Here is a 14,554-nt window from a genome sequence, read left to right on the forward strand (position 1 = left end):
ACTAAAAAACGCAATCAATTCTCCAGTTGAGGAAGTTGCGTTTTTTTGTATCAAAAAAGAGGTCAGAGAATCTTGAAAAAACCTGTAAAAGCAAGTTTTTTTAACAAAATCAAAGACCTCTTTATCTTTTATATTAAATTTACTCAATAATTTAATATAAAAAGCAAATTAATGATTACTCATTACTTTGAAGGGGTTGAGCTAGCTGAGCTAGATGAATTACCGTTTGAGCTAGCCGAGCCAGATGAACTGTTGGAGCCTGTTGAGTTGCCGTTTGAGCCGTTTGAACTAGCTGAGCCAGTTGATCCGTTGGAGCCTGTTGAACTGTTGGAACCAGCTGAACCGTTTGAGCTAGTTGAACCAGTTGATCCGTTAGAACCAGTAGAACTATTTGAGCCTGCTGAACTGCCGTTAGAACCGTTTGAGCCAGTTGAACTAGTTGAGCCGTTAGAGCTGTTAGAACCAGTTGAACTAGTTGATGGGGTTGAAGTTGGTGTTGAAGTCTTCTTCTTAGCTAAAGCACTTACTTTAATGTATCCTGCTAAAGTTGAGTAGTACTTCTTGCCCTTAATGGTAACAGCTGCACCAAATACAGTTACTTTTTGACCCTTACGAACTTTACCGTTCTTCAAAGCTTTGCCACTTCTGGTAACCAAAACAGTATTCTTAGCTACTTTAGCTGCCTTACCAGTAACATTTACAGCCTTGACATATTGGTTCTTGCCAACTTTGTAGTAAACCTTGCCCTTAACAGTCTTTTTGCCAAGAACAGTTACTTTTTGACCAACCTTAAGTGTCTTCTTAGTCTTAACTAATTTCTTGCCCTTTAACTTGTAAACAGCAGAATTAGCACCGACTTTCTTGGTCTTAGCGGCCTTCTTAGCTGCACTAACTTCAGTTGGGGCACTACTTAAAGCGTTGGTTGGTAACTGATTAACACCAACAGCTAATAATGATGCACCAGCTACTGAAACTATCATTTTCTTATAAAAACTATTTTTACTCATTTTTTTGAGCCTTCCTTTTTCATTGACAAATTCGACGCCCCTAGCTAAACAGACTTAAGAACGCTATAACTCTTACTGAGTTACATAGGATTAATTTTAGCACTATAAACACCCAAAAAAAAGACTATAGTTTTAATAAATTATTATTTTTTGTCATATACGCTCGGAAAAATTTTTCTAATTTTTGCTATTTTTACAGCAAACATTTTGTATATTGCAATTAAACGGTGTGCTTTTTAATAATATCAAATTATCTCCTATACTTTTACAATTTATCAAAATGTGACACACAAAAAGGACTAACTCCTATCGTAAGAAAGTTAGTCCTTAGTTAAATTCTAATAAAGTGTCATATCGGCAAACTGCTTTTTTAATTAACAAAATTACTTATTGCCTACAACCCTGCGAATACGGTCAGCAACCTGATATTTAGAAGTAAATATCAATTCGTCTCCCATTTCAATAACTGTATGCCCATGTGGAACCAGCCATTCTTGTCCACGACGAATACGGCTGACGGTGATATCACTTGCTATATCCCAATCCATCAATTGACGACCTGAATACTGCCTATTGCGGACAACAACAGAATAGACAGCATTTTTGGTATCGCTCATCACATTATAAACAGCGGGCGATTCTATCAGTGCTCGCAGCAGTGATGAAGTAACATTGCTTAAATCAAAAACTTCCATGCCACTGCTGCGCAATTGCCCGACCTTGGCAATGTCAGCACGCTTTTGACAAATAATAATCCGTTTGAAATTTCCCTTAGATTTTGCCAATTGCCCCAGTCGCAAATTAGTTTCGTCAGATCTCATAGCCGCAACAAAAATATTCCCAGCAAAAGCGTCAGATTGTCTCAAATTTTCTTCATCCAGCTTAGGTAGTAATTTTAAATCTGGCACACGGCTCTTATAAATATTATAGTGTTCACTACTGGTAGTATACATTTGAACTGAATACCAATTATCATGCAAATCAAGCATGACTGGAACTGTTAAAGCATTAGTGCCTATAATTACCACTTTTTCCTTGATACGATCCTCTGCTTTTAACTTAAATATTGCATTAAAAAGTATCGGACAAAAAATGCAAACTATCACAGCGGCCAGAATAAAAACATCAGATTGCAAGCGCGTAATAACATTTAGTTTTCTGGCTACCGCTAAAGTCGGTAAAACAATGGTGATCGTAGTAGCGGTCAAAAAACCACCCGCAAAACCATTTCTTAAACCAAACTTTCTGGCATAAACTAATGCAACAGGCAATTTTGCCAGAAATAAAAACAGAACTAATATTGGTAACAGAATTAATGAGCTGGGATGTGCCAAAAGTGATTTTAAATTGAGTTTAACTCCCGTCATAATAAAGAAAATAGGAATAAAGAAGCCGTAACCAATTGAAGTCAATTTATCAGCAGTTTCCTGACTAGGCTCCAGTAATTTCATTACAATGCCAGCTAAAAAGGCTCCTAAAATATTTTCTACTCCGACCCTTTCAGCAACTGTTACCAAAGCGAAAATTAGAAAAAAGGCTAAACGAACATCTAACTGCGTAGTTGACTTGGTTACTTTAACAAACCACAGATAAGGCTGCTTAAAGTGCCACAACAGTAAAATAGCCACGCCAAAGAGCAAAATAATAAGCCACAATTGTCTGGTATTGCCACCATTAATCGCAGCATAAACCGTCAGCAGCATTAATGGAATTACTTCTCCCAAAACCGCAGTTAATAAAATCGTCTGACCTATCGGTCTATTTAAAATGTCTTTTTCTTTTAAGGTCGCAATTACTACTCCCAGTGCAATAGTCATGAAAATAATGGTTGCAAGCATCGTATCGCCAAATAAGCCAAACCATTTTAAAACTAATGCCAGGCAAACAGATAAAAGAGCCACACCTAAAAATGCTTCTAAAGCAATTTTAAAGGGAGATATCTGATCCGGCTTTTTTTCTTGTTTATGCTTTGGTTTCAGCAAATCAAAGTTGATTTCCATCCCTGACAAAAATAATAGCAAAATGACGCCCAAATTTGATAAAAAAGCGAGGTCATGCGTTGGCTGTACAATATTAAAACCACTTGCACCAAGAATAATACCAATGATAATTTCTGCAACGGCTGTAGGAACAGCATTTACCTTTAATCGTGCCATTAAAATAGGAACAATTAAGGCAAACAAAACAACTAGGAATAAAGACAACTGTGCCACCAGGATTACCTCCTCATTTATTCTTAGTCGATTATACAAAATATTGACGAGCAGAGAAAATAAAAAGGGTAGCAAGTATTCATAGCTTTCAAAAATCAATTAATTAAAATTCTGCTGCACATAAAAACAGGTCACGATAATTATCATGACCTGTTTCTTCAATTAAAAATTGGCTGCTTTAACAAAGCGATTAGTATCAATTGGATAGTACTTATTACCATTAATATTAACACGACCACCATATGTCCTAACGGATTTGCCCTGCAAAAGCTTGGTAGTGCCAATACGAATTCCGGTAGTATCGTAAATATAGGCATTATGAGTTAATACACGCTTAGAACCAACGATGTTGCTGGCTACAACGTATTCATTTTTACCAATTTGCAAATATTTTTTACCATTTATCATCTTTTCTTGTGCCACGGTTACAACTGTTCCCGCAGTTTTTAATGCCGCATTAGTACGTTTACCTTGAGCATCATATGTATAAGCATCATGCATCAAAGTTTTCTTACCAGTAGGCGCTTGAGAAACAGGATCAGAACCTGTTGCAGGAGTATTCGTTGATTCACTTGGGTCAGTTGCATTTGCTGGATTTGATGAATCGTTGGTAACTGTGCTGTCATCAGGAGTGGTAGAAGTTACGGTTTCTGCTGCCTGCAAATCGTAATAGTACTTCAAAAGTGAGTAAAAGTCATTCATCGAATAACCCCATTTTTTGAAGTAGCCGTCAGGATCGGTATGATTAGTTCCTCCTAAAAAGCGCGATACTGCATGATGGGACCAGACTGTTCCTTTACCAGTATTAGAGGCATTAGAGGGCTTGATGTTATAGCGGTGCAACAACTTTGCCGCATAAATGGCATCGTTATTGACACTTTTGGCAAATTTATTTCTGGTAGTTTCTTGACAAAGTTCAATTTGAATAAAGCGGTTGTTGGCTATTGCTCCAGCACCCCAGACACCATATCCTGGAGTCATCATCTGAATAATCTGTTTGTGATCAACAAAAGCGTGGACATAAGAGTACATATTTTTCCATTCACGGTTAAAGTAAATAGCTTCATTATATGCGGATGCCCCGGGAGTTGCAGTTTCGTGAATTACAATGCCTTCCGGCTTTCCTTTTCTGTACTTAATCTTATTGCCTTTGGCGTAAAATTTGTTATACTTAATGTTCTGTGTCTGGAGCATTTTATATAAAAAAGTAACGTCAACATAGCTGTTTTGTTTAGCAATCGAGTTAATAGAGGCAGCCTCTACCGCCTGAGATTGACTGACGTTAAAAATAGGTGCAACTAAACCTACTCCGATAGCAACAGTAGTCATTAGTTTCTTTATCTTCATCTAAATTTTCATTCCTTATTTCGTTTGTGAGAAATTACCTTTGTCTAAAAATTGCCTTTCTTAACATACTGGTGAATGCCTACCCTATAATATTTAAGTCCGTATATTGAAATTGCTCCACCGTAGGTTGCAATGGATTGACCCTTCTTTAACACCTTTTTATTGTCACGATTGCCATAGTCGTTGTAAACAAAAGCATTTTTCTTGAGAAGTCTCATAGTGCCGTCAATATTGCCACTGGCAATGTACTGATTTTCACCAATGCGATAATACTTTTTACCGTTAATAGTTTTAGTGCCATAGGTAGCAATCACCTTGCCGGTGTTGCCTACTTTAATTGCCTTAACTTTTTTTACGCGTTTGCCTTTGGAATTATAAACATAAGCGTTATGCATCAAAGTCTTGTTAACTTTTTTCTCACCCTTTGGAGCTTGAGAAGCCGGTGGAAGAGCACTGCCCATATTTAAAATAGTATCGTTAACCCAGCCCTTACCGGCAATGTACAAGCGCTTTTTACCATTATAAAAAGTAATGGTCTTAGTTACAGTAACTGCATCGCCTTTAGCAACTGAATCGGTTTTGGCAGATACTGAGTGGTCAGTTGGCCAAGCATAAGTGGCACCGGCTTTTTTAACAACATAAGATTTACTGGTGTTCGATATCTTAGGATCGTATTGCGTTAAGTTCGAAGTGGTTATTCTGGTGTTTAAAATAGTGTTGTAATTATTAGCAGTAGCGTATGTACCAGTTAAAGCCTTGGTGGCATCTGCATAAGAAGCAGCATTTTCAAGCCATGCTCCTTTGTAGCGCTCTGGCTGCCAGGTAACACCTAAACGAAGTTTTTGACCATTATCATCAAAAGAGTCCTGATAGGAATCGTATTTCCTAAACTTCGCTGTCACGTAGTAGCTCTTGCCATTTTTGTCTTCTTCACGTGTTTTAGAAGAATAGGTTGCTCCTTGCCAGCTGTCATCAGCCTTCATTCCAAATAAATTATTGGCATTAACGGCCAAACCTGATTTGCCCCAGTTAGATTCCACAATTGCCTGTGCAATCATAACTGAAGGGTATAACCCATATTTTTTAGAAACTTTTTGTGCCTGCTTAACAGCAGTATTTAAAAATGTTGTTTCATCTGCATTTGTTGCAGATACTGTCTCAGCTTTTGCTGGAGAAGTGGCAATTAAGTTGTTGGTAACCGGAATCAAGAGCGATGCACCAAGCACCGCTGCTGAAAAACCAGTGATTAGTTTTTTCTTCATAAATAAAATTTCCTCCTTAACCGACATCTTTATTGTATCGGGCAATTAAAGTATTAACAATAGAATCTGCTTATTTGTAGTCAAAAAGTAATATTGTCAGTTTTAATATTACAAATAGTAATTTATTTGTCTAAGACTTCCCGTAAATGATACAAAAGATCTCGTTTCGATCTTTGAAGCTGTACTCGATTAATACCAGTCTTTTCAGCTAAAGCACTGATTGTCTGTCCACCCAGCAAATGATCTATGAACAAAATACGTTCAACCTCTGTCATTTGGGCTAACTCTTTTTCAAGTGCCAAATGATTATTCCAGTTATCCAGCAACCCTACCTGTTCAGCAGAGTCAAAAGCAATTTCTTGCTCAGTTATTCGCTTTTGCTTACGCAATAAGTCCAAAGTATGCCAGATAATTTTGCGAAAACTAAGCCGATCAACTTCAGTTCTTGCTCTGCCTGCTAACCTCGTTAACATTTCTGCGTAAATTATTATACCTTCCTGCAAAAAGTCTTCGTAATTAGTATAGTCCATTCTGACGTGGGCGTACTTCAATGCGCCTCTGACTAATTTCTGATTCTGCCATGCAGTTATAAATGCTTCTCTACTAATCTTCATTTGTGACATTCCTCTGTTTCAAATATGTCACAAGCGCTTGTGCTCTTATAGATTAGCAATTTTGCTTAAAATTTAAAAAACATAATATTAAGTTATTAGCATTTAGATTAATAAGCATTTAACTTTTGCTTTTAGTTTCCTTAGGCTTTTCTCATATATCATAATTACAATAAATCTACGGGTGAAAAAAGAGCAAAAAAATACACGAACTTCAGAAAGATCGTGCATTTTCTTAAAAAAGAGTATCTGGTCGTTTACTGTTTAAATAAGCAGACTTGTGAGCATCAGAAATTAACGGTAATTCATAATAATCAGCTAATAAATTGCCATACCGAGCATGCTTTTTATCTAATAATTCGGTCATTACTTTTTTTAATGATATTTCTTCCAGAGATTGGTGTGGATGAAAGTAAGAAGACTGATCAATAAGAGAATTTCCAACAGAACTTTTGACCCGCCAGCCTAAATTACTTTTTAAATGTACTGTACCCAGAAGGTAAAGTGCGTGATTAAAAAATAAACTATCGCTAACTTTGCGGGGAATATGACGACTGCAGTTATCATACGTGAAAATATAGCTAAAGCGATTAACTGTCACGGATTCAAAAGCAGTTACATTATTTTGCAATGACGAAAAACTTGCCATATTATGCAAAGCAATCCAGTCAATATTACCAGTATTGTAGCTACGCAAGGAAAAATAAGCTAAGCGACCTGTGGCAATCACGTTGTGTCCGACTAAATTAATCTTGCGTGCAAATTCTCTTTGAAATTCCAGGCCTGCCAACAGGCAATTCTGAGCAAAAGATGTTAGATGCGCTTGAGTGCTGCGACAACTTAAAACAATCCCTTGATCACAGTCAAAAATTACACTTTTGTACTTACCTAAAAGTGGTTGCTTCTGAAATTGATATAAAGCAATAGTTGCAGGATTTACACAATAAAATTTATCTTCAATCAAGTATTTATCTATTTCTCGATCTATCCCAATTCTTTGACGCAAAAGCTTTTGCGACCAAAAACGATATTTATGTCCACTAGGCAGGTTCCAGATATCACTTTCTTTTTTTAACAATTCATTCCTCTCCTTTAATTAAAGTAGACGAATACTATTATACTGGAAATGTTATCGCTTGCATAGCTCAATCACAGGTAAACATAATTTAAAAGCACAAAAAAACAAGAGCGATATAATCGCTCCTGTTTCTAAATTAGCTGTAAGACTAATTATTTAGCAAAGTTTGCAACCTTAACGTATTGCTTAGCAGGTCCGCCAACTCTGTAGTAAGCCTTACCATTCTTGAATGTGTAAGGTGAACCAAAAGTAGTAACCTTTGAACCAGCCTTCAATACTTTTCTGTTAGCACGCTTCTTGCTGGTCTTGTATACATAAGCGTTGTGGCTTAATGTACGTGAAGTACCATCAATGTTGTCAGCCATTACGTATTGGTTATCAGCAATTTGGTAAACCAAGCTACCGTCAGCAAGCTTAGTAGCTGCACCGATTACTTCAACAGTGGAGTAAGCACGTAACATGTCAGTACCAACACGCTTGTGATCCTTGTCATAGATGTATGAGTTGTGCATAACAGTCTTCTTAACCTTGTCTGCAGGTTTGAATGAACCGTCAACATACTTGCTTTCTACGTAAAGGTCTGAGTCAGCACTGTTAATACGAGTGTATGACTTCTCGCCAACCTTGATTGGGTCACCAAAGACAGCAATTGTGTCACCATTCTTAACAGTAGTCTTTGAGTCAGTTACGTTGTTACCGTCAATCTTGTAAACTGGAACGTCACCATCTGATTGAACAGTCTTGTAAGTAGCACCCTTAGCACCAACAGTTAACATGAAGGTAACTTTAGTAGTCTTACCGTCAGCATTAGTTGCACTTACGGTAACTGGGTATCTACCGGCAACCTTAGTGTTGACTTTAGAAACATCCACAGTAGTGTCCAAAACAGTTGTGTTAGCTTCACTTACTTGTGCAGTGAAAGCTCTCTTAATAGAAGCAGTATCAACTACACCGTTAACTGGTACATAGTTAAAGCTAAATTCATTATTTAATGCATCAACAAGATCGTCAACTGAATCAATTGTAGTTGAAGCATCTTGACCATTAGCAGATGGAACAGTTACTTTAGTATGACCCTTTACATAGTAACTAATTCTAGGATAAGTAGAGTCAGCAACAGTTGAATTAGGATCAACAGTAATTAAAGCAGTACTAGTCCTACCATTAGTTGCACTCAAGTTAACAGTAATGCTAAATGGAGCTGCAGGCTTGTCAAAGCTTTCGTTTGCATCAGCTTTAGTTGTAATACCTGCTGCCTTAACTGCATCACGAACATCTTGTGTCAAGTGAGCGAAACTAGCAGTTGCTTTATTAGCAGAGCCATCTGTAACGTCAGCTGCATACTTACCCCTAATAGCGGCTACAACAGCAGCAACACTGTATTGTCCATTACCAAGATTTACTGAACCATTCTGTACAGCCTTACCACCTGCACGGTTTTCCTTAAGGTAAGGAGAACCAAGCTTAGATGTGTCATTAAGAGTAAAGCCATCACTAACAATACCAAAGTTAGCAATTGTACCAGTAGCGTCTGACCTAACAGTGGTAGTAGTACCATTAGCAGTAATTGCGTAGTCAGTGCTTGCAGATAAGCCAGTTATTGTAACTTTAACTGCTACATAGTAAGTAGTGCTTAAATTATCAAGTTGCTTTACAGCGTCACCTGAACCAACCTTACCTTTATCATTTCCAGTAGCGTCAGCAACAGCAGTATAAATTTGAGCCTTTGATACTGCAACATTTGCACCAGCTGGTAAAACTGGTGTAGAAAGTGAAGCAGTAGCTTTTGAAGCAGGATCATTAACTGCTAAACTAGCAAGATTAGTTAAAGATAACTTCAAAGTAGCTTTGTTTGTAGAACTTTGTGCAGTACCACCTTCAACAGTAACATTAGTATCAGCAAATACTGTTGATACACCGGCTGCAGCGACTGGAGCAACAGCTAATAAAGCAGCTGCAGCAGCACTAACAATTCTTAAATTTTTCTTCATGTGGTCTTTCCTCCTTGTGTATATACAAAATAGTAATAGGCTATAGGTTCAGTCGTGATGAGCCTACATTGTTACAACACCCTTCAAGCCGAATTCATAAGTTTATAACTCTTATGAGGTAGCTTTCGAGCTGAAGAACGCGCATGCGTACAGGCATTCGAACCTGAAGCATAGCTATTACTTACCACATTTCTTATTGTACCTACCTTTTGCTCAAATTGCAAGACATGTAGTTATTTAACATACTTTTGTAACAAACGCTTACAGCTTTACAGCTTATTTTTTATTTTGCAAAAATTATTTAAGCCCTTAACAGCACTACATTCAATGTTTTTTGCCGCTAACAAAGTTAATAAAGTTATTTTATTTTCTATTAAATTTTACAAAATAATAACAAAATAATTTGGAATAAAGTAAAAATCACGCCAAACCTGCCTTGACGTGATTTTCTATCTTTACTAATTATTTTTACCGCAAAATTGTTTGATTTTAATTATCGTTTCTTTAATTGTCTCCAAAAACTGCAGGTTACATTGACTGACCCTGAGTATTATCGAACAAACTAGTAACAGTTCGTTCAACATATGAAGCAGATTGTGGAGTTTTATACAGATCCACTCCTTCTTGCGCAAATGCTTTTGCATTTGCTATTATTTCCATTGCATTCTTTACTTCTGTACCTGCCAAATTAGTGGCAGCATCTGGTAAAGACAAATTAACCTTTTTGTTTGCACCGTTTAGAAATACTAATTGTAAAGTTTTGGTCTTAGTTACCATATTATTTGCTCCTGTCTTAATCATTTTTAGTTGCGAAATTTTATTATTCATCACCAATAGGGATACCTTGTCTTTGAATTAAAGTCGCTGCGCCCAGATCATCACCCTGAAGCTGTGCTAAAGCTGCACCTACTTTAGCCAAACTGCCAGCTGTTGCTCCTTCTCTAACGTTCTTTAGAATTCGTGATTTAGTACCGTCTTTACTGTATTTAGAATTTAAAAATGTGTATTGGACTGATTGTTCTAATAATGCAAAATTCATATTATCTTTCTTCCTTTTCTTAATAGTGTAATCAACCCGCGCGCCAGATGTCTTACACTATTACTAACGAAAATGGGCGGCAAAATGTAACATTTTTTCTTAAAAAATGGTCACGTAAAGGTGAAAAAACACCATTGAGTAGTCAAATCTGCTTAAACCATCTATAATTAAACTAAGTATTAGTAAGGAGGATAAATTCCTATTATGAAAAAAACGACAATTGGTACGATTGTAGCAGTAGTAATTATCGCTATTGGTGGTGGCGTTTTTTACGCAACACAAAAATCCAATAATGATAAAGTTGAAGCTTCCTATAATAGTGCAATGACTACTGGTAAAAATGCGGTTGCTGATAAGGACTATTCAGAAGCAAGCTCTGCATTTGCCAAAGCTTTCAGTATCAAGAAGACTGACCAGGCTAAAGCTTATAAAAACCAGTCGGACAATATGATTTCCGCAATTAACGCAACTAAAAAAGGCAAATATAATGATGCGTTAAACGAAACTGCCAATGTAATTCAAAGAAAAAACGGCTATGCAGTTTTAGTAAAACAAGGTAAAAAATTAAAGACTACTATCGAAGATGTTCAAGATAATTATGAACATGAAATTCAACCAATCTTCCTCGCTGCATCCCAAGCGGAATTAGCTAAGCAATATCTTAATGCAGCTGACCAATACCAAAAGGTGCTGGATCTGCCTTATATTGATGAACAATATTACAGTCAGTACAAGACAAAAGCAGAAAAAGGTCTCAAAGATAACCAAAAAGCTGCTAAAGAAAATAATAATGGTTCCTCAAGTCAAAGCTACAATTCAATTTCAGGCAAAGGACCAGATACTGGCAATGCTGGTAAAACTGGTGAAGGTTCCATAGGCAACCATAAGGTACATGGTAAAACAGTTACTAATAAGCAAATAGCACAGCTGCGTAAACGTGTAGGCAAGTTTGGCTATGACTCAATGTCTTGGAGTCCGCAGGATTTGATCGATCTTTACAGAAAGTCTGGTCGAACTAAACCAAGCAAAATTACCAAACAAGATATTCAAAACTATCTTAAGCCCTAACAAACAGTAATAGACTAAACTTAATATGCTGAACCGTCCTGATCGTTACATGGGACGGTTTTTATTTAGCCGGTTTATCTATTTTATTGCAGTTGTGCAAAATGCTATAATTTTATTAATATTATTAAAAACTACCATATATAGAGGTTAAATTGCTCCAATAGTTGCTTTTATAGTCTAAACTCTGTAAAATGACTATTGACTTTCACGTTTCCTATTTTTATTAAAGGAGTGTCTGCTTTGACTGAAAAAGAAAATAATAGCAAAGAAAAAGATAACGAAAAAGAACAAGAAAAAAAGGATAAAGAAGAAGAAATCAAGGTTGTGATGCCTGACGCTGAATGGACAACCATGCCAGAAGAAGAGTTTGCAGAGCAACCGGATTACCTTAAAGTTTTCGCTGACTTTTACATTGCTCAGTTTAACCAGCGCGATTTGGAAATCATGAACTTATATGATACCAATTCCAACATGGTTGACATCAACCACTATCTGCTTAATAACATTAAATTCACTCGCAAAGAATTAGTTAAACACGTTTTGCAATACCATGCTCAGAATTTCCAAAGCATGATTGACGAAATTGCTGCTAAAGATGGTGTTGATGCAGAAAAAATGACAACATATAAAGATTGGGATAACTGGTACGAAGAACGTCGCAGTAAAATTTCAACTTCTTTATCATAATTTACTTGTACTAAAGCAAAAAAAAGAACAAAATAGATACTTGAATGAGAATGCCACACTGACATTCTTTTTTACTTAAAAATGAATATTTCAATATTGTCTATGGGAGTACATAATTACTATGGATAAAAAGACGAAGCGGATTTCAGCTGCCGGTCTATTAATTACCATCGGTATCGTTTATGGTGATATCGGAACTAGTCCGCTCTATGTAATGAAGTCAATCGTTACAGGCAACGGTGGCATTGCCAATGTTGATCGTGAACTGATTTTAGGATCAATTTCGCTCATTTTTTGGACAGTCACACTGCTAACCACCGTTAAATACGTCATGATTGCGCTCAGAGCTACCAACCGTGGTGAAGGTGGTATTTTTGCATTATATGCTTTGGTACGTAAGCGAGCCAAATGGCTTGTTATGCCGGCACTAATTGGTGGAGCAGCCCTATTAGCTGATGGGACATTGACGCCGGCCGTGACTGTCACAACCTCAATCGAGGGACTGAAGAACATGCACTTTGGTTCAAGCGTACCGGTGCCTAACCAAAATGCTGTAATCATAATTACAATTGCGATATTGCTGGTACTATTTTCAATTCAAATGCTGGGCACCAGCAGCATTGGTAAAGCATTTGGTCCTATAATGTTTGTCTGGTTTACATTTTTAGGCATTATCGGTATCTATAATATGGCTAATGACTGGTCAATTTTAGAAGCACTGAATCCAGTTTGGGCTATTAAAGTTCTTTTTAGTCCATCTAATAAAGCCGGCATCTTCATTTTAGGTTCAATTTTTCTGGCCACTACCGGTGCAGAAGCACTATATTCTGATGTCGGTCATGTTGGTAAAGAAAATATTCGCGGATCATGGCCTTATGTTTTTCTCTGCCTGTCTTTAAATTATCTTGGTCAGGGAGTTTGGATTCTGCAAAATCCACATTACCAGACAAATGGTGGTGAACTGAATCCATTCTTTGAAGCTGTACCAGGAGATTTACGACTTTTTGCCATCATTTTGGCTACGGTTGCCGCAATTATTGCATCTCAGGCTTTAATTACCGGTTCATTTACATTAGTATCTGAAGCTAGTGGTCTGAAATTTTTACCACGGATGAATATTAATTATCCTACTACTAAGCATGGACAAATTTACATTCCTTCCGTAAACAAAATGATTTGCGTGGCAACTATCGCTATAGTAATTTTCTTCCGGACTTCAGAACATATGGAAGCAGCTTATGGTCTGTCAATCACAGTCACAATGTTAATGACTACCCTGCTGCTCTTTGAATACTTAGGTTCAAAGCATCATCCATTAATTTTACGCCTTTGCTTTTTAATAGCCTTTGGCTTTATTGAAGGCATGTTCTTGATTTCCAGTTTGACCAAGTTTATGCATGGTGGCTACGTCACCGTCTTAATTGCCGGTTTCATTGGCGTTATTATGTTCATCTGGTACTTTGGCAATAAAGTTCGTGACAAGCATGAAGGTGCTCATACCTATGTCCGTTTGGACGAATACACTGATATGCTGACGGATTTAAGCCACGATGATGATTATCCCACTTACGCCACTAACTTAGTTTACATGGCTAAAGTTAAATACAATAAATTTATCAAACGTGAAATTATGTACTCCATCTTGGATAAAAGACCTAAACGTGCTCAGGCCTATTGGTTTGTGACAGTTAACATCACGAATGAACCTTTCACAGCCAGATATGCTGTTAATACTTTTGGTACTAAGAATGTCATTAACGTTCAGCTCTACCTTGGTTTCAAAAAACAAACCAGTGTTAATGTTTACCTGCGCCAGATTGTCCATGATTTAATTAAAGATGGTACTATCGAAGCACAGCCTCAGGAATACACTACAACTCCCGGTCGTAAAGTTGGCGACTTCTCATTTGTAATTGTTAATGAAGTTGTCAGTCCTTTAACCAGACTTAAAGGCTTTGAAAAAGTTATGTTAAAGGCACGAGTTTGGTTACAAAACCTCTCTTCTAATCCAGCTTCATGGTTTGGGTTGGAATACACCGACACTGTAGTCGAGGAAGTACCACTCATTTTAGGTAAACCAAGACATAACCTGCATATTAAGAGAGTTGCACCGCGCGACTATTCCAATCTAAAGAATAAAGAATTTGAATAATATAAAATAGCACCTGTGAATTAATTTCACAGGTGCTATTTTTAGTTAAAGCGATTTTTCTATTCTCTATAATTAAGTTAACAAAAAACATTGTTCTGA

General features: G+C 36.9%; 12 protein-coding genes. 3 read left to right on the forward strand and 9 right to left on the reverse strand.

The genetic code is table 11. The features are described from left to right. Window positions 1-182: 182 nt before the first annotated feature. The 9 genes from JF76_RS10005 to JF76_RS08600 form a co-directional block, all read right to left on the reverse strand. Entirely contained in the window at window positions 183-1,007 is an 825-nt protein-coding gene (locus JF76_RS10005; protein ID WP_052697109.1) for an SLAP domain-containing protein, read from the reverse strand. A 383-nt stretch (window positions 1,008-1,390) separates the two neighbouring features. Beyond that, complete coding sequence (locus tag JF76_RS08565) at window positions 1,391-3,220, reverse strand: cation:proton antiporter family protein (RefSeq protein WP_045928654.1); 1,830 nt, start codon at window positions 3,218-3,220, stop codon at window positions 1,391-1,393. A 162-nt stretch (window positions 3,221-3,382) separates the two neighbouring features. Then, window positions 3,383-4,567: an SLAP domain-containing protein gene (locus tag JF76_RS08570; RefSeq protein WP_045928655.1), complete on the reverse strand. Its 1,185-nt coding sequence runs from the start codon at window positions 4,565-4,567 to the stop codon at window positions 3,383-3,385. Between the two features lie 44 nt (window positions 4,568-4,611). After that, window positions 4,612-5,829 carry an SLAP domain-containing protein gene (locus tag JF76_RS08575; protein ID WP_045928656.1) on the reverse strand — a complete coding sequence of 406 codons (1,218 nt, stop codon included), beginning with the start codon at window positions 5,827-5,829 and terminating at the stop codon, window positions 4,612-4,614. A gap of 122 nt (window positions 5,830-5,951) precedes the next feature. Beyond that, a complete protein-coding gene (locus JF76_RS08580; RefSeq protein ID WP_045928657.1) occupies window positions 5,952-6,443 on the reverse strand; it encodes a sigma-70 RNA polymerase sigma factor region 4 domain-containing protein in 492 nt (163 codons plus the stop codon). Window positions 6,444-6,675: 232 nt separating this feature from the next. Further along, window positions 6,676-7,518: a hypothetical protein gene (locus JF76_RS08585; protein ID WP_045928658.1), complete on the reverse strand. Its 843-nt coding sequence runs from the start codon at window positions 7,516-7,518 to the stop codon at window positions 6,676-6,678. 152 nt (window positions 7,519-7,670) lie between these two features. Next, the gene (locus JF76_RS08590; RefSeq protein WP_045928659.1) at window positions 7,671-9,509 is read right to left on the reverse strand and encodes an SLAP domain-containing protein; all 1,839 of its coding nucleotides are present in this window, start codon (window positions 9,507-9,509) and stop codon (window positions 7,671-7,673) included. A gap of 528 nt (window positions 9,510-10,037) precedes the next feature. Beyond that, window positions 10,038-10,286: a DUF2922 domain-containing protein gene (locus JF76_RS08595; RefSeq protein ID WP_045928996.1), complete on the reverse strand. Its 249-nt coding sequence runs from the start codon at window positions 10,284-10,286 to the stop codon at window positions 10,038-10,040. Window positions 10,287-10,329: 43 nt separating this feature from the next. After that, window positions 10,330-10,548 carry a DUF1659 domain-containing protein gene (locus JF76_RS08600; protein ID WP_034978218.1) on the reverse strand — a complete coding sequence of 73 codons (219 nt, stop codon included), beginning with the start codon at window positions 10,546-10,548 and terminating at the stop codon, window positions 10,330-10,332. Window positions 10,549-10,752: 204 nt separating this feature from the next. Here JF76_RS08600 and JF76_RS08605 point away from each other — a divergent pair, with 204 nt between their 5' ends. The 3 genes from JF76_RS08605 to JF76_RS08615 all read left to right on the forward strand — a co-directional run bounded on the left by JF76_RS08605 (window position 10,753) and on the right by JF76_RS08615 (window position 14,455). Beyond that, entirely contained in the window at window positions 10,753-11,616 is an 864-nt protein-coding gene (locus tag JF76_RS08605) for a hypothetical protein (protein ID WP_045928660.1), read from the forward strand. 240 nt (window positions 11,617-11,856) lie between these two features. Then, window positions 11,857-12,303, forward strand: a complete 447-nt coding sequence (locus tag JF76_RS08610) for a hypothetical protein (protein WP_045928661.1) — start codon at window positions 11,857-11,859, stop codon at window positions 12,301-12,303. Between the two features lie 121 nt (window positions 12,304-12,424). Continuing rightward, window positions 12,425-14,455 carry a KUP/HAK/KT family potassium transporter gene (locus JF76_RS08615; protein WP_045928662.1) on the forward strand — a complete coding sequence of 677 codons (2,031 nt, stop codon included), beginning with the start codon at window positions 12,425-12,427 and terminating at the stop codon, window positions 14,453-14,455. The last annotated feature ends 99 nt before the right edge of the window (window positions 14,456-14,554 follow it).

The sequence above is a fragment of the Lactobacillus kullabergensis genome (genome assembly GCF_000967195.1).
Taxonomy (GTDB): domain Bacteria; phylum Bacillota; class Bacilli; order Lactobacillales; family Lactobacillaceae; genus Lactobacillus; species Lactobacillus kullabergensis.